The sequence below is a fragment of the Erwinia sp. OLFS4 genome (genome assembly GCF_002752165.1).
Lineage (GTDB): Bacteria > Pseudomonadota > Gammaproteobacteria > Enterobacterales > Enterobacteriaceae > Izhakiella.
The window spans coordinates 25,599-43,165 of record NZ_MOMB01000057.1; the positions used below are offsets into that span (position 1 = coordinate 25,599).

At 51.3% G+C, this 17,567-nt stretch carries 16 protein-coding genes; 9 read left to right on the forward strand and 7 right to left on the reverse strand.

Going from position 1 to position 17,567, the window contains the following annotated elements; all coding sequences use genetic code 11:
• Positions 1 to 70: 70 nt before the first annotated feature.
• Together BL249_RS18805 and BL249_RS14450 are read left to right on the forward strand one after the other, a co-directional pair.
• Positions 71 to 280 carry a hypothetical protein gene (locus BL249_RS18805; RefSeq protein WP_143354781.1) on the forward strand — a complete coding sequence of 70 codons (210 nt, stop codon included), beginning with the start codon at positions 71 to 73 and terminating at the stop codon, positions 278 to 280.
• Positions 270 to 1,628 carry an APC family permease gene (locus BL249_RS14450; protein WP_099705526.1) on the forward strand — a complete coding sequence of 453 codons (1,359 nt, stop codon included), beginning with the start codon at positions 270 to 272 and terminating at the stop codon, positions 1,626 to 1,628. Before BL249_RS18805 ends, BL249_RS14450 begins: the two co-directional genes overlap by 11 nt.
• Before the next feature lie 115 nt (positions 1,629 to 1,743).
• On the opposite strand, the gene sbcB is transcribed toward BL249_RS14450, so the two are convergent.
• The 3 genes from sbcB to BL249_RS14465 all read right to left on the reverse strand — a co-directional run bounded on the left by sbcB (position 1,744) and on the right by BL249_RS14465 (position 5,830).
• Positions 1,744 to 3,174, reverse strand: a complete 1,431-nt coding sequence (gene sbcB / locus BL249_RS14455) for an exodeoxyribonuclease I (protein ID WP_241898895.1) — start codon at positions 3,172 to 3,174, stop codon at positions 1,744 to 1,746.
• 207 nt (positions 3,175 to 3,381) lie between these two features.
• Positions 3,382 to 4,911 (reverse strand): hypothetical protein, encoded by a 1,530-nt coding sequence (locus BL249_RS14460; protein WP_143354782.1) that lies wholly within the window; start codon positions 4,909 to 4,911, stop codon positions 3,382 to 3,384.
• Entirely contained in the window at positions 4,901 to 5,830 is a 930-nt protein-coding gene (locus BL249_RS14465) for a glycosyltransferase family 2 protein (protein ID WP_099705529.1), read from the reverse strand. Before BL249_RS14465 ends, BL249_RS14460 begins: the two co-directional genes overlap by 11 nt.
• A gap of 413 nt (positions 5,831 to 6,243) precedes the next feature.
• Between BL249_RS14465 and BL249_RS14470 the strand changes: the two genes are divergently transcribed.
• From BL249_RS14470 to BL249_RS14480, 3 genes are all read left to right on the forward strand, one after another.
• On the forward strand, positions 6,244 to 7,302 hold the full coding sequence (locus BL249_RS14470; protein WP_099705530.1) for an FUSC family protein: 1,059 nt from the start codon (positions 6,244 to 6,246) through the stop codon (positions 7,300 to 7,302).
• A gap of 164 nt (positions 7,303 to 7,466) precedes the next feature.
• Positions 7,467 to 7,784, forward strand: a complete 318-nt coding sequence (locus BL249_RS14475) for a DUF496 family protein (protein WP_099705531.1) — start codon at positions 7,467 to 7,469, stop codon at positions 7,782 to 7,784.
• Between the two features lie 290 nt (positions 7,785 to 8,074).
• Positions 8,075 to 8,938 carry a Kdo hydroxylase family protein gene (locus tag BL249_RS14480; protein ID WP_241898896.1) on the forward strand — a complete coding sequence of 288 codons (864 nt, stop codon included), beginning with the start codon at positions 8,075 to 8,077 and terminating at the stop codon, positions 8,936 to 8,938.
• Positions 8,939 to 8,957: 19 nt separating this feature from the next.
• Here the strand turns inward: BL249_RS14480 and BL249_RS14485 are convergent, their stop codons facing one another.
• Positions 8,958 to 10,418: an AMP nucleosidase gene (locus BL249_RS14485; RefSeq protein WP_099705533.1), complete on the reverse strand. Its 1,461-nt coding sequence runs from the start codon at positions 10,416 to 10,418 to the stop codon at positions 8,958 to 8,960.
• A gap of 209 nt (positions 10,419 to 10,627) precedes the next feature.
• On the opposite strand from BL249_RS14485, the gene BL249_RS14490 reads away from it, so the two are divergent.
• Complete coding sequence (locus BL249_RS14490; RefSeq protein WP_099705534.1) at positions 10,628 to 11,347, forward strand: integrase; 720 nt, start codon at positions 10,628 to 10,630, stop codon at positions 11,345 to 11,347.
• Complete coding sequence (locus tag BL249_RS14495) at positions 11,340 to 11,987, forward strand: RES family NAD+ phosphorylase (protein WP_099705535.1); 648 nt, start codon at positions 11,340 to 11,342, stop codon at positions 11,985 to 11,987. The genes BL249_RS14490 and BL249_RS14495 overlap by 8 nt, the downstream gene beginning before the upstream one ends.
• Before the next feature lie 36 nt (positions 11,988 to 12,023).
• Here the strand turns inward: BL249_RS14495 and BL249_RS14500 are convergent, their stop codons facing one another.
• Both BL249_RS14500 and BL249_RS14505 read right to left on the reverse strand, forming a co-directional pair.
• The gene (locus BL249_RS14500) at positions 12,024 to 12,677 is read right to left on the reverse strand and encodes a GntR family transcriptional regulator (protein WP_099705536.1); all 654 of its coding nucleotides are present in this window, start codon (positions 12,675 to 12,677) and stop codon (positions 12,024 to 12,026) included.
• Between the two features lie 165 nt (positions 12,678 to 12,842).
• Positions 12,843 to 13,715, reverse strand: a complete 873-nt coding sequence (locus BL249_RS14505) for a transporter substrate-binding domain-containing protein (RefSeq protein ID WP_099705537.1) — start codon at positions 13,713 to 13,715, stop codon at positions 12,843 to 12,845.
• A gap of 215 nt (positions 13,716 to 13,930) precedes the next feature.
• On the opposite strand from BL249_RS14505, the gene BL249_RS14510 reads away from it, so the two are divergent.
• Together BL249_RS14510 and BL249_RS14515 are read left to right on the forward strand one after the other, a co-directional pair.
• Complete coding sequence (locus BL249_RS14510; protein WP_099705538.1) at positions 13,931 to 15,358, forward strand: protoporphyrinogen/coproporphyrinogen oxidase; 1,428 nt, start codon at positions 13,931 to 13,933, stop codon at positions 15,356 to 15,358.
• Positions 15,359 to 15,375: 17 nt separating this feature from the next.
• Positions 15,376 to 16,380 carry a Gfo/Idh/MocA family protein gene (locus tag BL249_RS14515; protein ID WP_256385419.1) on the forward strand — a complete coding sequence of 335 codons (1,005 nt, stop codon included), beginning with the start codon at positions 15,376 to 15,378 and terminating at the stop codon, positions 16,378 to 16,380.
• A 40-nt stretch (positions 16,381 to 16,420) separates the two neighbouring features.
• On the opposite strand, the gene BL249_RS14520 is transcribed toward BL249_RS14515, so the two are convergent.
• Positions 16,421 to 17,383, reverse strand: coding sequence for a dihydrodipicolinate synthase family protein (locus BL249_RS14520; protein ID WP_099705553.1), 963 nt, complete (start codon positions 17,381 to 17,383; stop codon positions 16,421 to 16,423).
• Positions 17,384 to 17,567 lie beyond the last annotated feature (184 nt).

Below are 17,567 nucleotides of genomic sequence, written 5' to 3' on the forward strand. Positions count from 1 at the left end.
GAGGCCGGTCTGCGTGCCGGATAGATAGTGATAGAAACACGTTAAGCGTGTGATGTTGAGGAAAAGAAAGATGGGGCAGTATATCCAACGGGTAGCCGTATTCGCCGCCGCGCGTTTGCGTCAGGGCTATGGCACGGCGAAGCAACACATCCTTCGCACCTCCCTTCACCTGTATGATGGTGTTATTACCTTCACTTCTTCGCTTTGCTCACGACGATGTTCCTCAGCGCGACAGCCTGCAGCGGTTGTGGCAATGGAGGGACTGAACCATGATGCATGACGTCAATAACGCGCCGCGCGCGCAGCTGAAAAAAACGCTGACGTTGTTTCCGGTAGTGATGATCGGGCTGGCATATATGCAGCCGATGACGCTGTTCGATACCTTTGGTATTGTCTCTGGCCTGACCAACGGTCACGTTGCGACGGCGTATGCGTTTGCGCTGGTGGCTATCCTCTTTACCGCGCTGAGTTACGGTAAGCTGGTTCGCCGCTTTCCGTCTGCCGGTTCGGCCTACACCTACGCGCAAAAGGCAATCAGTCCACATGTCGGTTTTATGGTGGGCTGGTCGTCGCTGCTGGATTATTTAATCATGCCGATGATCAATATCCTGCTGGCGAAAATCTATTTTGAAGCGTTAGTGCCAGGCGTGCCATCGTGGATGTTTGTGGTCCTGCTGGTCAGCTTTATGACGCTATTTAATCTGCGCGGTATTAAAACCGTGGCTAATTTTAATAGCCTGATTGTTATTTTACAGATTGCCATTATGGCGGTAATTGTGGTGTTGGTTATTTATGGCGTGGCACAGGGTGAAGGCAGCGGTACGCTGGTTAGCAGTAAACCGTTCTGGTCAGAAAATTCGCACGTGGTACCGATGATTACCGGGGCGACTATCCTGTGTTTTTCATTTCTTGGCTTTGACGGCATCAGCTCGCTGTCGGAGGAGACCAAAAACGCCGAACGCGTTATTCCGCGCGCGATTTTCCTTACGGCGCTGGTTGGCGGCATTATCTTTATTTTTGTCTCTTACTTTTTACAGCTTTATTTTCCGGATATCTCTCGCTTCCAGCATCCGGACGCATCGCAGCCGGAAATTATGCTCTATGTGGCGGGGAAAACCTTCCAGTGGTGCATACTTATCTTCTCATGCGTAACGGTACTGGCATCAGGAATGGCCGCGCATGCTGGTGTTTCCCGTCTGATGTATGTGATGGGGCGTGATGGCGTTTTTCCTGAGCGCTTCTTTGGCTTTATTCATCCGCGCTGGCATACCCCCACCTGGAACGTACTGCTGGTGGGGGTGGTGGCTTTGTCGGCCATCACCTTTGACCTGGTCACCGCAACAGCACTGATAAATTTTGGTGCGCTGGTTGCCTTCACTTTCGTTAATTTGTCCGTGATTTCGCAGTTCTGGGTGCGTGAAAAACGTAACCGTATGCTGAAGGATAACTTCAATTATCTGCTGTTGCCGATTCTGGGGGCACTTACCGTGGGGGCGTTGTGGATTAATCTTGAAGAGAGCTCGATGATCCTCGGACTGGTGTGGGCGGCGGCCGGTATTATTTATCTGGCAGTCGTGACCCGCAGTTTCCGTCAGCCGGTTCCACAGTACAGCGAAGAAGGCCTGTAGTTAGCGTCAGAAACAAACCGTCTGCAATGGCAAAATCCGCCGGCGCATTCATCAGAAGGGCCACACCAGGGTGTGGCCCTTTTTTTCAGCGTCTGGTGCTCAGGCTAGGCGGCTATCAGGAAACCAGCTGGCGGGCATAGTCAAACAGGGCTTTCAGCTGAGCCATTTTGCCACTGTCGTCTTCATAGCGTGTGGCCAGCGTTTCCAGCTCAAGTAAAAATTGTTCAACCCGTTCAGGACTGAGTGCCTCACGGCGATGCTGTAACCAGCGCTGTTGTTCGCTATCGTCCAGCGTGCCAGGAAAATTACGCGCCCGGTAGCGAAACAGCAACTTTTCAATCCGCGCATCGGTGACGTTCAGTACCAGCGCCGGCAGATTTTCCGGCGCGGTCTGTTGAATAATGGTGATTGCCTGGCGGTCGGCATCGCTGAAAAAACCGTCATAAAGCTGGTTGTCAACGTTATCGGAGGGCGCAAATGCGGGCGCCTCCGCGTACAGCGCCACCACTTTTTCCCTGACTTGCGGTTGTTCAAGCAGCAATGCCTGATTATTCAGGCAGTGGGTAATATTAATACCGAGTCGTGCGGCATCCTGCGGACGCAGGGTACTGGCCGGCGCCAGTACCGGGCATTTGTTAATGTGTATCAGCTTAAGCGGCACGGGCAGTTGATCGGCCGCCAGATCGGCGCGTCGGGTGTAGAGCCGCTCGCGCAGCCGATCGGCGCTGAGATTTAGCAGCGGCGATATGTCAGCAGCCAGATCGCAGCTAATGACGGCATTGCGATTGTCCGGATGCCAGGCCAGAGGCACAACCAGACTGGTGTTACCGCGGTGGGCACCAAACATACCGGAAACATGCACCAGCGGTTTCATGCCGGCAATATCAATCAACGCCGCCAGTTTTTGTTTATTTCGATGCGTAAAAAGATAATCAAATAAACGTGGTTGTTTTGCTTTTACCAGCTTCGCCATGGCAAGGGTGGCATAGACATCGGACATGGCATCATGCGCCTGTTCATGGGCAATGCCGTTTGCCTGAGTCAGATGCTCCAGTCGAAAGCTGGGTAATCCTTCGTCGTTAAGCGGCCAGTGAATGCCGTCAGGACGTAATGCGTAGCAGGCACGCATTACGTCGAGCAGATCCCAGCGGCTGTTACCATTTTGCCAGCTCCAGCTATAAGGATCGTAAAAATTGCGGTAGCAGAGGTGACGGGTGACTTCATCATCGAAGCGGATATTATTGTAACCGACTACACAGGTGGCAGGCTGGCTAAAAAGCTGGTGAATACGGCGGGTAAATTCCGCTTCAGTAACGCCGCGGGCGCAGGCTATCTGCGGGGTAATACCGGTTATCATGACCGCTTCGGGCTGTGGAAGATAGTCATCTGCCGGCTTGCAGTAAAAAATTTCCGGCTCGCCGATAATATTGAAATCACTGTCTGTGCGTATGCCTGCGAACTGTGCGGGCCGGTCCAGCGCCGGACTGGTGCCAAAGGTCTCATAATCGTGGAAGAGGAAGCTGGGCTGTTGGCGATTGGTTTGCACAGTAATATCCATGAGTTGTTTGTTAATTCACTGAATTTTTCATTATCCGCCTGGTTTAGCAGGTCGTATGATGGCGCGAGCTGCTGCTTGACATGGTAAACCATATTCCTCGTTATCAACAGGCCGGTTAACGGCCGTCAGGGGCAGCAAGACAGCTTCAGTGGGGGATTGTCAGCGCCTCGTCAATGGCGCTGACAACAGCGTGGGTTAGTGCGCAAGCAGCGCAATGTTTTTATTGTAAACAAACAGCGTGCGCTGATGAAAAATCAGAATTTCATCTGGCTGACCTAATTGTGTTTTTATCGCCGCAAGTTGCTGATTAGCCTGTGAGTGAGGGTGACTGTCCGCCACAGCCGGAATGGCAACAAACTGACGCGCTGGGGCCGCATTAATAAATTCAGGTGTTAGCCACGAGGCCATGGTTTGCCCCCGGACCACGTCAAAGCGAATGTGATAATTTTCAGGATCAAACCATACCGCCGTAATGTGAATTTTCCCCTGTGAAAACCAGTTGACGATATTCGCCTGCAGCCAGAAATCGCTGTAGCCATAGTACAGCTGATGACGTTGCAGAAACGCAATATATTCGTCGGCCAGCGGCTGCTGGTTCACCAGCGGTTGCTGGCTCTGAGAGTACGAATAAAGGGAGGATGCCGGAAATAACAGCAGACAGACAATCAGTAACCGGTTGCGCTGAATCATCGCGGCCAGGCTGGTCAGTAAGATACTGAAAAAAATGACATTGCCAAAAAAACGCGCTGAATTACTCTCCGGCATGTCATAGCTGATAATAAATGAAGCGATAATAGCAGCAATAGAAAATAAGCTGCACAAAGCAATCAATCTTGCCTGCCAGCTGGCTTTAATCGCGACAGTAAAGGCGTAAATCAGCACGCATAGCCATACTAGCAGCGAAAGCCCCTGGGTCAGCGCATTGTCGATAAAAAACAGGTTGAGGCTTTTGCCCAGCACCTGCCATACCCATTGCGCGTTCATCCACCACTGCGACAGTGGTTGAATAGTAAACGCCTGGTTAGGTAATCCGAACCAGCGTTGGGGGGCATGGGTAAAAGAGAGTACAAAGGTGATTAAATACAGCAGCAGATGGTGTTTTGCTACCTGCTTTTTCCCGCTCAGATAGATTAACGACAGCAGCAACGGCAAGTAATAAGTGGCAAGGAACCAGGGATCAGCCACTGAAGCAAAAAACGACAACAGGCTGTAGAGCAGGGCGATCCACAGTGCTTGACGATGCAGGTTATAAAATACCAGTGCCAGTGCGACAACCCCGAAGAAACTGGTTGAGTAATGGGAGAACGGATGGCTGGCAAACCCTTCGCGCAGAACAAATGCAGGCAGGCAGGTGAGCGCCAGCAATGCCAGAAATGAAACCGGTTTTTTCCCCGACTGGTTTAACATCGCGCAGGCGATAATGGCCGACAGCGAGATAAACAGCGCCGTTGAGATGATTAACGGCAGACGGCCATCCTGACCCGTGAGTAAAAAAAACAGAAAATTAACCGGATAAACCGTGAAGTACCAGTTATCGGGGGTTGGCCGCCAGTCGCGAAAAACGCTGAACCCTTCATTAAGAAAACCGCGCCATACCAGCGGGCTGTTGGCCACATCCGGTTCCAGCGGAAAATAGCGCCAGGTGAGTAATACGGAAACGGCAATCGCCGTAAGCGCAAGGACTGCGCCGGTGATACGTCGGGCACTAAAAAAATCAGACATCATGTCGTCCTTTAGATTTCAACAGAAAGCGCGGTCTGTTTTTAGTTTCGATGTAGATCCGTCCGATATATTCACCCAGTACGCCAATACCAATTAGCTGTACACCGCCAAGAAACAGTATTGAAACCATTAGCGAAGGATAACCGGCTACCGGATTGCCCCAGATAATCTTGTCTATTACCATCCAGACGGCGTAAAAAAACGAGAACAATGCAATGGCAAAGCCGACATAGGACCAGATGCGTAAAGGTAGCGTGGAGAAGGAAGTCAGACCTTCCAGTGCCAGATTCCACAGTTTCCAGCCGTTAAATTTAGATACGCCGGCACTGCGCGGTGCCCGGCTGTATTCCACCACCGCAATATTGCCACCGACCCAGGAAAATACCCCTTTCATAAACAGATTACGTTCAGGCATATGCCGGATATTGTCTACCGTTTCCCGGTTCATTAGCCGGAAATCACCCACGTTTTCTTCAATCTGCGGATGGCTGATTTTATTGTGTAGCTTATAAAACCAGTCGGCGCTGATGCGTTTAAAATGGCCGTCGCTGGAACGGTCATTGCGTTTAGCCAGCACAATATCAGCGCCGTTTTGCCACTGAGCAATCAGCTGAGGGATAACATCGATAGGATCCTGCAGGTCGACATCAATAGGAATGACGGCATCGCCGCTGGCATTATCCAGCCCGGCAAACAGCGCGGCTTCCTTGCCGAAATTGCGGGTAAATGACAGCGCCTTTACCTGCGGATCTGATACGGCCAGCGCATCAATAATGGCTTCGCTGGCATCATTACTGCCATCGTTAATAAACACAATTTCGACATTGTAAGGCTGCAGGCTCGCTGCTTCTCTGACTGCTTTATAAAATACCGGTATCGCCTGCTCCTCGTTGAAAACCGGGACAATAAGCGAAATATTCATGCGGAATTCCTGCGAAAATAGGGCTAATAGATGAAAAATAAAGCCGCACAAAGGAAGGAAAATTTCTCTTCGGCGTTGTCTGGTTAGTTCGCTCAGTCACGTGATGTTCCTTATCACGTTCAGCATCGCTGACCGGCTAACCTGCAGAGCAAACTTCAGGCGTAATATAAGGGTACGCAGAACGGCGTAAATTGTAACATCAGCCGCGAAGGGGTAAAAGCTTTTAGCCGGTGTGCCAGTTGCGCCCAGGCAATGGCAGATAAACCAGGGGTGATGGCCGCCTGCCGCTGAGATTATCTGGATGTCTGAGTATCGATAATCAGGAAATTTACATAAAACTGATGCTTGCAGGTTGCTATGGTCGTTGAATAGTAGGGTATGCTGGACGCTGTTGTGACAGACGGAGTTGAGGATTGCGTCCGGATAAACCCATTTCAGCCTTTAAACTCAAGGTCTATCGCTACCATCGCGTTATTCACGGTGTACGCATTGCGCTGGCATTCGTGCTGACGTTTCTGATGGTGCGTTTACTGGACATTCCGGAAGGCAGCTGGCCGCTGATAACCTTTGTGGTGGTGATGGGGCCGGTTTCCAGTTGGGGAAACGTTTTTCCGCGCGCATTGCAACGAATAACCGGCACGGTGATTGGCGTGATTTCCGGACTGATTGCGCTTTATCTGGAATTGTTCTCCCTGCCGGTGATGTTGCTGTGGTGTGCTATTGTCATGTTTCTTTGTGGTTATCTGACGCTGGGTAAACAGCCTTATATGGCGCTGCTGATCGGTATCACGCTGGCGGTAGTGAGCAGCGCCAGCCGGGGCAATATTGAGATGGCGCTATGGCGAGGTGGTGATGTGATTATCGGCTCGCTACTGGCGTTAATCTACACCAGTATCTGGCCGGCCAGAGCATACACGCAATGGCGCATCCGGCTCTCTGACGTATTGCTGGAAATCGCGAAAATTTATCATGCGGGTTTCTCTGCCAATCTGGTTGAACGTCCGCATTTAAAAAAACCGCTGCAGCGGCTGATGGTGTCGGTGGTTAAAATGCGCGCCATGCTGGAACCGGCCAGTAAAGAGTCACGTATCCCAAAATCGGTTTTTGAAGGTATTCAGACGCTCAATCGCAATATGGTCTGTACGCTGGAACTTCAGCTGAATGCCTGGTGGTCGTCGCGCGAGACCCATCTGATGTTACTTCATGCGCCGACGTTACGTGCCACGCAGCGGCAGGTAGAGCAGAGCCTGCGGGCGCTGTCACGAAGTCTGCTGGAGGGCGATAGCGATAAGACCGCAACCGACAGTGAAGCCCTGGCGGCCAGCAGCCGCGAGCTGCGCGCGCTATTGAGCGAACAGCAGATTAATAATCATCAACAGGTTGCCGCTTATGGTTATGCCTGGCTCAGCATTGAGATGGCCGGTCAGCTGGAACGGATCAATGAACTGGTGCGTCTGGCTATGCGAAAATAAGTAACGGGTAAAACCATTCGTTTCAGCGCGAGGGGTTTCAGGGTAAAATAAAGCTATCCCCAGTACCGATGTCAGAATTGCCTTTGGCAGAGTGGAATCAGTTACGCTGAAGGCGAAAGTTAAGCTGCCTGGGCTGACAGGCTAAACAGTAAGAAGGTGTCAACATGGAAAATGCAAAGCAGTCATTTCAGGATGTTCTGGAGTTCGTACGCTTGTTCCGTCGCAAAAATAAACTTCAGCGGGAAATCATTGATAACGAAAAGAAAATTCGTGATAACCAAAAACGCGTACTGCTTCTTGATAATCTGAGCGAGTATATTAAACCGGGTATGAGCATTGAAGCTATTCAGGAGATTATTGCTTCCATGCGCGGTGATTATGAAGACCGCGTGGACGATCACATTATCAAAAATGCTGATCTGTCAAAAGAGCGCAAAGAAATTTCGAAAAAGTTAAAGGCAATGGGGGAACCTAAAGCCTGAGTCATTCCGGCGCCGTTGTGCGGCGCCTTTGCTCTTTTTTATTATTAAACAGGCGATTAACCGTTTTTCGTTACGTTGTCACCGTGCGATTTCCATTGCCTGCATGTCCTGTTCTCACCGCCGTTACCTTCCGCTGCACATTATGCGTAAAACGTTGCCCCGCTGTTATGGCAGGATGCTGCTGGCATTTTTTTACCTTTTTCATCCCACATGGCCGGAGAAACCGGGTCATTTTATTGCGCACATAAGGATATGGTATGCGAGCGGGTGTGTTAACAATGGAGAATGTAATGCGCGTATCAGCGTGCAGCAGCTGGCAGGCTGGCGACGGCGCAGGGAGTAAGGTTTCCGAACTTGAACGTGGTAAAGTGATTTATTTGCCGCATCTTGCCTTTGGTTTATCGGATAAGGAAATTACCCTGCTGGATGTTAAGCGGGTTGAGCCAAAACGAAAAAATATCAGTTACAACCCACAAAATGGGCGTCTGACGGGGGTGGCGTGGGCTGCAGACCGGCCGGCAATAGAAGCGCTGCTGGCGCGTCATTACCACGCCTGTAAAACCCTGGTTGCCGCCCTGTTGCCTGAATATCAGCGTTTCCTGCATTCCCCGGTAAATACCTTACGACTGCATCCGGTTACCGTCTGGCGGAAAAGCAATTCCTGGCGTAAAGATGACAGCCGCCTGCATGTGGATGCATTTCCTTCGCGGCCGGTCTGTGGCGAGCGTATTTTGCGTATTTTTACCAATATTAATCCACAAGGTAACAGTCGCGAATGGCGGATAGGAGAAGATTTCCCCCGGCTGGCACAGCGATTTTATCCCGAGCTGGGTGGCTATTCTAAGTTCACCAGCTGGCTGCAGAATCTGCTTGGCATCACCAAAAGTCAGCGTAGCCACTATGATGCGCTGATGCTGCAGATGCACGATAAAATGAAACGCGATGAACGCTATCAGCAACTGGGATTACAGCTCAGTTTTCAGTTTCCGGCAGGCAGCAGCTGGATCTGTTTTTCTGACCAGACCCCGCATGCGGCCATGGCCGGTCAGTTTATGCTGGAACAGACCTGGCTGCTACCCGTACAGGGCATGCAGCGCCCGGAGTATTCACCGCTGAAAGTGCTGGAGGCGCTGGCGGGCAAAACGCTGCTGTAATTCAGCGTCCAGTAGCCGGTTAGCGCAGCGGGGGTTCATCAAACGTCCGCAGCTTGCGCGAATGCAGGCTATCACTGTCGGCTCGCAGTAGCTCAATGGCACGAATACCAATTTGCAAGTGTTCAGAAATGGCGCCTTCATAAAAGCGATTGGCCTGTCCCGGGAGCTTTATTTCGCCATGTAACGGCTTATCCGATACGCACAGTAGCGTGCCGTAAGGCACGCGAAAACGGTAACCCTGGGCGGCAATTGTGGCACTTTCCATATCCACCGCGATGGCCCGGCTCTGGTTAAAACGTAACGCCGAGGCCGCGTAGCGCAGTTCCCAGTTGCGATCGTCGGTAGTGGCTACCGTGCCGGTACGCAGGCGTTGTTTAACCAGCTCGCCGGGCATGCCGCTGACCTGCTTGGTGGCGTCATACAGCGCGCGCTGAACTTCGGCTATGCTCGGAATCGGAATATCCGGCGGTAGCACGCTGTTTAGCACATGGTCATCACGCAGATAGGCATGTGCCAGCACATAGTCGCCGATTGACTGGCTTTCGCGCAGGCCGCCGCAATGACCAATCATCAGCCAGACATGGGGACGAAGTACCGCCAGGTGATCGCAAATTGTTTTGGCATTTGAGGGACCCACACCGATATTAACCAGGGTGATCCCCTTGCCATCTTTCGCCATCAGGTGCCAGGCCGGCATCTGATATTTTTTCCAGGTCAGATCGGAGATCGCCGCTTCGGCATCCGGTGTATCCCGTGTGATGATCACGTCGCCGGCACAGGAGAGTGACAGCCAGTTTGTATCCCCGGTTTTTATCTGCTCACAGGCCCAGCGGACAAACTCATCGACGTAACGGGTGTAGTTGGTAAACAGCACATAGGACTGAAAGTGTTCCGCCGGGGTACCGGTGTAATGTTTCAGGCGCGCAAGAGAAAAATCGGTGCGCAGAGCGTCAAAATGCGATAGCTGGCGTATTGCGCCCTGATGTAACAAGCCATCAGCGTTTTCATCGCCGATCAGCGATAGCTCGGTGGTTGGAAAATGGCGCGTCAGCCCGGCGCTCATGCTGCGGTCAAGGTTAAGACTGGAACCATCAATGACATAGGGGAAGGGGATTTCCTGCTGCGATGGGACAACCTCAATAGTGATCGGGTAATCGTTTTCCAGCAATGCCAGCTGTTCGGCAAGATAGTGGCGCATCAGTGCCGGCCGGGTGACGGTCATGGCATATTGTCCCGAATGGGTGAAGCGGCCAAATGCCCGGGTCAGGCGGTGCTGCGGTGCGGTGCCGTCCCAGCGTACACGCAATTGCGGATAGACAAATAAACCTTTTGCCCGCGCGGTTTCATCAGGCAGCGTGCCGCGGGCGATATAGGCTTCAATAGCGGTACGTATTGCGTTGACGGCCCGATCGTACAGCTGTTCAAGCCGATCCAGCGCGGCATTAACATTAGACGAAGGAACAACAGATTGTCCGGTCATTTATTTTCTCCATACCTACAATTGTTTATTACATGCTAACTGAACTGAAGCCGTTACGCATTGCTCTCGGGGAAAATGATCAAATTAGCCTGCTTTGCTGAAACCGCTGTTGCACTTTTCTGAGTGATTGTTAGCGAAGTCCGTGCCGGGTTGATGTTTAATAAATATACGATATACTCAATATCATCAAATTTGTGCAGGGGGCATTTATGTCAACAAAACAGAAATCCAGCGTGCGAATGAAAGGATATCAGGGCGCGATGCTGGTTGATGCCAGAACCATCGACCTGCTGAAAGAAGAAAGTAAAGCGCAGTATCTGGTCATTCCGCTACAAAATCGTGCTGGTCATCCCATCAAACCCCAGCGGGTGGATGAGGTTGATATTGAAAAAAAGATTAATCGTTTTCTCGCTTCCCTCGGACTGGAGGATACCCGGGTGCGTATGACGCCGGAACCGGCTCAGTGGCCGATGGCCGACGGCGCAGAAAAAAAACTGGATATTTTTTCCGGTTTCGAAGCTGAACGTGCCGGTAATGCCCGGCGACTGGAAGATCTGCGTCAATTTATTCTCGCTGATGCCACGTGGCTGCCAGCGGCGCAGCTGTCCGATAAAGCCGGTTTTGAAAACAAAAATCGCAGTGCCGGACCTAATACCTGGAAGCGGCGTAACCGTATTTTTGCGGTAAGCGTGCAGGGAAAAGATCTTTATCCACGCTATTGCCTGGACTGTGCCTACCAGCCGCTGCCAGTCGTGAAAGAGATTTTAGAGCTGTTTGCAGGGGTTAAAAGTGGCTGGGAGCTAGCCTACTGGTTTGGGACCGCTAACAGCTGGCTGAAGGGTAACAAGCCTAAAGATTGGCTTGATGGCGATAAATCTATGCTGCTGCGGGCGGTTCAGGCTGAGCGGCAGGGCATAATGCATGGCTGATAAGACCGTCGGCCAGGCTTTTCCTGCTCCGCCGGACCGGATAAACATTAATGAAGGCGTGCTGGCGGCCGGCACGCATTTATTTCGTCTGCATCGCGATTGTTATCGTGGTAATCAGTTTAATGATTTTGCCGCGGGAGATGCGCGTTTCAGTCCTATCCGCGACCGCCTCTCTCATCAGATCATTCCGACGCTGTACGCGGCCGCTAGCAGCGAAATTGCGCTGTGCGAAGTGTTGTTTCATGATATCGATATTTCGCAAAAGCAGATTGTGTTCGATCAGCGCAAACTGCTGGGACTGCAGCATAGTGACATCGTGATAACCCATGATTTGCGTATTGCGCAGCTTGATCATGCTTCATTGATAAAAATGCGCGTGGGTAAGCGCCTGATTCATTGTGATGCCGCAGAATACGCGGACACTCGCCTGTGGGCAGAGCATATTCATGAACAGCATCCTCAGATTCAGGGGATGAGCTGGCCGTCGCGTCAGTATCAGGGGCAGGCCAGCGTACTGTTTGCCGATCGCATTGTCGCTGACGGTGTGACGCTGAGTAAAACCAGCGCGCTCATTAAAGATAAAAAGGTTATCGGCCGTTTGTTACAGCTGGCGGCACGTATGGATATTGTGATTATTTAACCGCCGGTAAGCCGGCTGTTAGTTTACGCCAGTAACTTAGCCGGCCCAGTCACCGACCAGATGGTTTAAATGGGTTGTCATTAGCTTTGCCGTTAACGCGGCATTACCACTAACCATTGCATTTAATATCGGCTGATGTTCTTCGGCAGATTTAATCAGGCCGCCTGTCTGACGCAGCGCTTTCAGGCCGAATTGACGTGATTGATCGCGCAGGTTTTCAACGATATTGACCAGCTGATCATTTTCTAAAATCGCCAGCAGGCCAAGGTGGAACTGGCGGTCCATTTCCAGATAACCCACGATATTGCCTTCATGCGCGTAACGCACCATATCACTAATGATTTTAGTGAATTCCGCTTCACGTGCCTGAAGCTTCTCTTTCATGCCTGCTAATTTTGCCATAGATGGAATTTCCAGCAGCATACGCAGTTCATAAATATTCTGTCGCTCTTTACGGCTGAGCGGTAGCACGCGAAAACCACGGTTGCGTACTGCTTCCATCAATCCCTGATTGACCAGGGTTAACATTGCTTCGCGAACCGGGCTATTAGACACACCCAGTTCTTCTGCCAGCGCCGAGGCCGAATAAATTTCGCCAGGCACGAGATCGCCAGAGATAAGTCGCAATTTAAGAATCGACAACGCCTGATCGCGCAGATTGGTTTGTCGTAATTGCAGTTCTGGTTCCATGTATACTCCGTGATACTTGAGTAGTCGATAACACGCTACATTTTATTCTTTTTACTTATAGTTCTCAATATGAATGTTCCAGTCAGTAAATTAAATCCCGTTGAGAACTGGTTATCGCTACTACAAACGTTAAGGCTGCCGGTCACCGGCAGCCTTAAGTAACAATCAGTTGAATGCGTAGGAAGGTGGTGTCGAATTCTGCTGGTAAATCACGGCGCTTTGCACTGCACCATAGGCGGTATCATTATTTTTCAGGATCTTCATATAGTCACCGCTTTGAATCAGGCTGTCGTAAGCAGATTTGATGGCCGGCAGAAGTTTCTCAGCATTGGCATTACGTGCCACCGCTGTTGCGGTTGGACCGCCACCAATTTCACCGGACGCATCCAGACGTTTATCCATATTAATCGCTTCCTGCGCACCGCCGCGGTTGATGAGTACACCATCCACGCGATTGCTATTCAGGGCCAGAATCGCCTGGTTAATGGAAGCAAAGGCACTGATTGTGGGGGCGGTGGAACCACACTTATCTTTCGCGCTATTGAGTGTTGCCAGTTCGGCGGAACCTGCCATTGCACCCACTTTATGCCCGCAAATCTCTTTTAACGTTTTAGGTTTGAAATCTTTGGCTTTGCTCACGAGAAAGGAGCTGTAATCCTGCCAGTTCGAGACAAAGTCGGCGACTTTAAGCCGTTCAGCCGTGACATAAAATTCACCATAGGCCACGTCATATTTATTCGCCTGCAAGCCGGCCAGCGCTGCAGCAAAGGGAACCAGATGTATATCGGCTTTCAATCCCATCACTGCAGCGACCGCATGGCCTAACTCGACATCCATACCTTTCAGCTGGCCGTTTTCTTTATAAGCCAGCGGCTTGCCGATATCAGGAATGGCAATACGCAACGTACCGGCTGATTTAATGGCATCAGGCAGCAGGGCAGCAACCCGATCGTTTTTGGCAATAGCAGCCTGTGCAGACGTCGCCAGCATACTGGTAACGGCTAGCAGGGCATAACACCACATTTTGCTTTTATACATTTTCACGATAACGCTCCTCGGAATGACATATGGCACGCTGGTGTAAGAACAAGAACGACACATTGACAGCAGGAAGTTATGTGTAATATATTACCCATTACATATGACTTAGGCAAGTGGCTTTGCATTCTCCCCATTAAAAACGCCAGGACATCAACATAACTCCATGTTTTTACGATGATTCAGTACAATTAAGCTATTGAGATAAGTGAATAATGGAACAACCCGAATACGATGTGATTGTTGTTGGTGGTGGCCCGTCAGGCCTTTCTGCAGCCTGGGAGCTGCGTGATAGAAAGATCATGATTCTGGAGAAGACGCACCGCCTGGGGGGGCGTCTTTACTCGATGAGTCGCGGCGATTACTGGATTAATCTCGGCGGCCATCTGTTTCCACCTGCCGGGTCGCATATGCGCAACATCCTGCATTCGATTGGGCTGGACGTGATTGCTATTCCCGGTAACAAATTCGCGATTTACTGGGATGGCAAAGTCTACAAGCCTGGGTCTGTTTCTGCACTGCCACTCACGATGAAAATGAAGCTGGGCGAACGTATCGCGCTGGCCTGGAATGGGTTACGCATCATGAAAGCAGTAAAAGGCTGGCAGGAAGCAATGAAGCCGATTTATGGTGAAAGCAATCAGCATCGTCGTGCGCGCGTGGCGCGTTATATGTCAGATCAATCGTTTCGTCAATTTATGGGCCCGCTGCCGAAACGCTTAGAAGCCCTGTTTCAGTCGGCGGCACGACGCGCCGCCGCAGAAATGGAAGATCAGCATGCCGGGGTAGGGGGTTCCCTGTTTGGCGCGGTATGGGCCGGAAAAGGCGATTCGATGGCGCTTAACCTTAATGGTGGTTCCGGGCGTTTTGGTGAAGTGATGATGGAGTTAATGGGCAGCCGTGCGTGTTATCACACTACAGTGAAGTCGGTTGCCAAAACAGGCAGTTATAACACGGTGGTTTATGAGACCAATGGCGTTGAGCATGTTGCCACCGCATCGCAGGTGATCATTGCGGTGCCAGCTTATCAGGCTGCCGCCATTACCCGGGATATCCCCGATGAGGTACGTGAAACGTTGCAAGGTGTGCAATATGGTCCATTCCCCACCATGGGCATTATCACTGATGAAACCGGCCCGATGCCGTACGACGATATTTACGCGATAACCACGCCCGACGCGTCATTTGATATGTTTTTCAACCATGCTAATCCGCTGCGTAGCAGTGGTCCACGCAAGCCTGGCGGCAGTTTAATGGTTTATTCCGGTGGGGAACCGGCGCGGCAAATGCTGAAACTGAGCGATGATGAGATTCGCGATCGCTACCTGGCCGATATCTATAAAATGTTCCCGACGCTGAAAGGGCATGTGAAAGAGACTATTGTGCAACGCTGGGAACCTGGTAATACCTATCGTCCCGCAGGCTTCAATTTCGATCCAATGCTGGCGTATTGCGAACGCAAAGACGTGGATATTCACTTTGCAGGCGATTACTTTGCCGAGATTGGTAATATGGAAATTGCCACCGGCACCGGGCATGAAGCCGCACGCCGTGCTCGCAGCCGGTTAATGAATAACGACCACAAAGTGGCTCAGTTGCGTCCGGCTACCGAATCATCGCCAGCACTGGAAAAAAAAGCCTGAGAGAGGTTCGTTTTGGCATTATCGGTGCAGGGGTAGCTGCGCAAACTCATGCCCGTGAACTGGCGAAGGTTAGCGGTGCAAAGCTGATAAGCGTGTTGGCCCGCGACAGTGAAAAAGCCGCGGCTTTTGTCGCGGCTTTTTCTATTCCTGACGCTTATACAGAACTGGATTTGTTTCTCAGTGATAGACAACTTGATGCGGTAATTATCACCACCCCAAACGGCACTCACCGTGATTATGCTCTGGCCGTTGCGCAGGCCGGCAAACAGGTGATTATCGAAAAGCCACTGGAAATTTCATCATGCCGGGCACAACAGATCATCGACGCCTGTAAAGCTGCACAGGTCGGGCTATACGTTATCTATCAACGGGTATTTTCTCAGGCGGCCCGTCAGGCGCTGGCGGATGTACAGGCTGGAAAACTGGGTAAACTGTTGCTGGTTAATATTGTGGATAATCAATATCGCCATCATGATTATTATCAGCGTGCCGCCTGGCGTGGTACCCATCAATTAGAAGGCGGCGGTTGCGTGATCACACAAACGACCCATCTGATCGATCTGGCTCAATATCTGCTGGGACCAGTCAGCGCTGTCTTTGCCACCACCGCTACGCATTATCATCATATTGCGACGGAAGATACTGCGGTGGCGCTGTTGCAGTTCGACAATGGCGTGTTTGCTACCCTGAGCTCATCCACCGCTGCCTATCCCGGTCAGCGTCATCTGCTGACCCTGAGCGGCACCCGGGGCTGTATTATTATTAATGGTGAGCATGATCAGATTGTGTATCGTTGCTGCGACCAGGAGGGGGAAACCCACAGCATGCCGGCAGCATTTAGTTTTGCCGATCCGCAGGACCCCCGTGACTACCCAACCCACGGGCAACGGATTCAGCTGCAGCATATTACTGATGCACTGTTGCGCGGCGAGATAAGCTGTGATGATCGCGCGTTGTTGTCGGTACGGGTGGTCGAGGGGATTTACCGCTCAGCGGCACAACAGCGTCTGATAAAACTTTAGCGCGAAAAGAAGGGCGCACCTGAGGGTGCGCCCGATGTCATTATGCTTTAAAATCCTGCACTGCACCCGCTAACTGACTCCATTCGGCATACCAGTTTTTAAACAGCGTTAGCTGTTTCTCAACGTAGCCACGCTGGCTGGCGTTAAGGGTGTCACTGGCATTGAAATGCAGTTGATACTCGCGGTCACCTTGCAACACCATCATATGTTTAAAGTAGAGCACCAGATCCGGACCGGCATCGAACGAAGAGAGAACGGCGAGTGCTGCTTCCAGTTCTTGCGCACGTTGGCGAGCTTCGGCATTGCCCGCCGCGGCCGCTTTCGCCAGATTACAAAGATGCAGCACCTCTTTCGGCAGCACATTGCCGATGCCGGTAATAGCGCCAACCGCGCCACAGTTGACGAAGCCATGAAATACCGCGGTATCGACGCCAATCATCAGGGTCACCTGGTCATCCCGGCTGGTGATGTGTTCCGCCGCATAGCGGAGATCGTCGTTGCCACCAAACTCTTTAAAGCCAATCAGATTAGGGTGTTCTGCGCGCAGGGCAAAGAACAGGTCAGCACGTGTAGCAAAACCGTAATAAGGGCTGTTATAGATAACCGCAGGTAAGGTTGGAGCCGCGCTGAGGATAGCTTTAAAGTGTTCTTTCTGCGCGGCAATTACTGAGCCGCGCGACAGTACGCGCGGGATGACCATCAATCCTTTCGCGCCGACTTTTTGCGCGTGTGCCGCGTGGGCAACAGCGGTTGCGGTATTGACTGCACCCGTGCCGACAATTACCGGAATTCCGGCGGCGACTAAACGCGCAACTCCCTCCATGCGCTGTGCATCACTCAGTAATGGCCAGTCACCCATCGAACCGCAATAGACCACGGATGACATGCCGGCGACGATCAGCTGGCGTGCTTTTTTTACCAGCGCATCAAAATCTGGTGAGCGGTCAGCTTTACAAGGCGTCATTAACGCCGGGATGACGCCAGAAAAAATATCCGATTTCATATTCATCTCCAAAGGACATAACCTTAATAAAGCGACCAGCACTTTATTGCATTGAGCGAGGGGTGAAACAGCAAAGTTTCACCGGTTTTAATTAATAAAAAGACCAACAGCGCAGCGTTGAGGTGTCAGGTGCTATAAGGGAATAATTATTCCCTTATGAATAACCTGATATATTAATAAGCTT

Coding starts and splice junctions, on each gene's coding strand:
- BL249_RS18805 (WP_143354781.1), top strand. CDS start 71: ATGGGGCAGTATATCCAACGGGTAGCCGTATTCGCCGCCGCGCGTTTG.
- BL249_RS14450 (WP_099705526.1), top strand. CDS start 270: ATGATGCATGACGTCAATAACGCGCCGCGCGCGCAGCTGAAAAAAACG.
- BL249_RS14460 (WP_143354782.1), bottom strand. CDS start 4,911: ATGATGTCTGATTTTTTTAGTGCCCGACGTATCACCGGCGCAGTCCTT.
- BL249_RS14465 (WP_099705529.1), bottom strand. CDS start 5,830: ATGAATATTTCGCTTATTGTCCCGGTTTTCAACGAGGAGCAGGCGATA.
- BL249_RS14475 (WP_099705531.1), top strand. CDS start 7,467: ATGGAAAATGCAAAGCAGTCATTTCAGGATGTTCTGGAGTTCGTACGC.
- BL249_RS14480 (WP_241898896.1), top strand. CDS start 8,075: ATGCGCGTATCAGCGTGCAGCAGCTGGCAGGCTGGCGACGGCGCAGGG.
- BL249_RS14485 (WP_099705533.1), bottom strand. CDS start 10,418: ATGACCGGACAATCTGTTGTTCCTTCGTCTAATGTTAATGCCGCGCTG.
- BL249_RS14490 (WP_099705534.1), top strand. CDS start 10,628: ATGTCAACAAAACAGAAATCCAGCGTGCGAATGAAAGGATATCAGGGC.
- BL249_RS14495 (WP_099705535.1), top strand. CDS start 11,340: ATGGCTGATAAGACCGTCGGCCAGGCTTTTCCTGCTCCGCCGGACCGG.
- BL249_RS14500 (WP_099705536.1), bottom strand. CDS start 12,677: ATGGAACCAGAACTGCAATTACGACAAACCAATCTGCGCGATCAGGCG.
- BL249_RS14505 (WP_099705537.1), bottom strand. CDS start 13,715: ATGTATAAAAGCAAAATGTGGTGTTATGCCCTGCTAGCCGTTACCAGT.
- BL249_RS14510 (WP_099705538.1), top strand. CDS start 13,931: ATGGAACAACCCGAATACGATGTGATTGTTGTTGGTGGTGGCCCGTCA.
- BL249_RS14520 (WP_099705553.1), bottom strand. CDS start 17,383: ATGAAATCGGATATTTTTTCTGGCGTCATCCCGGCGTTAATGACGCCT.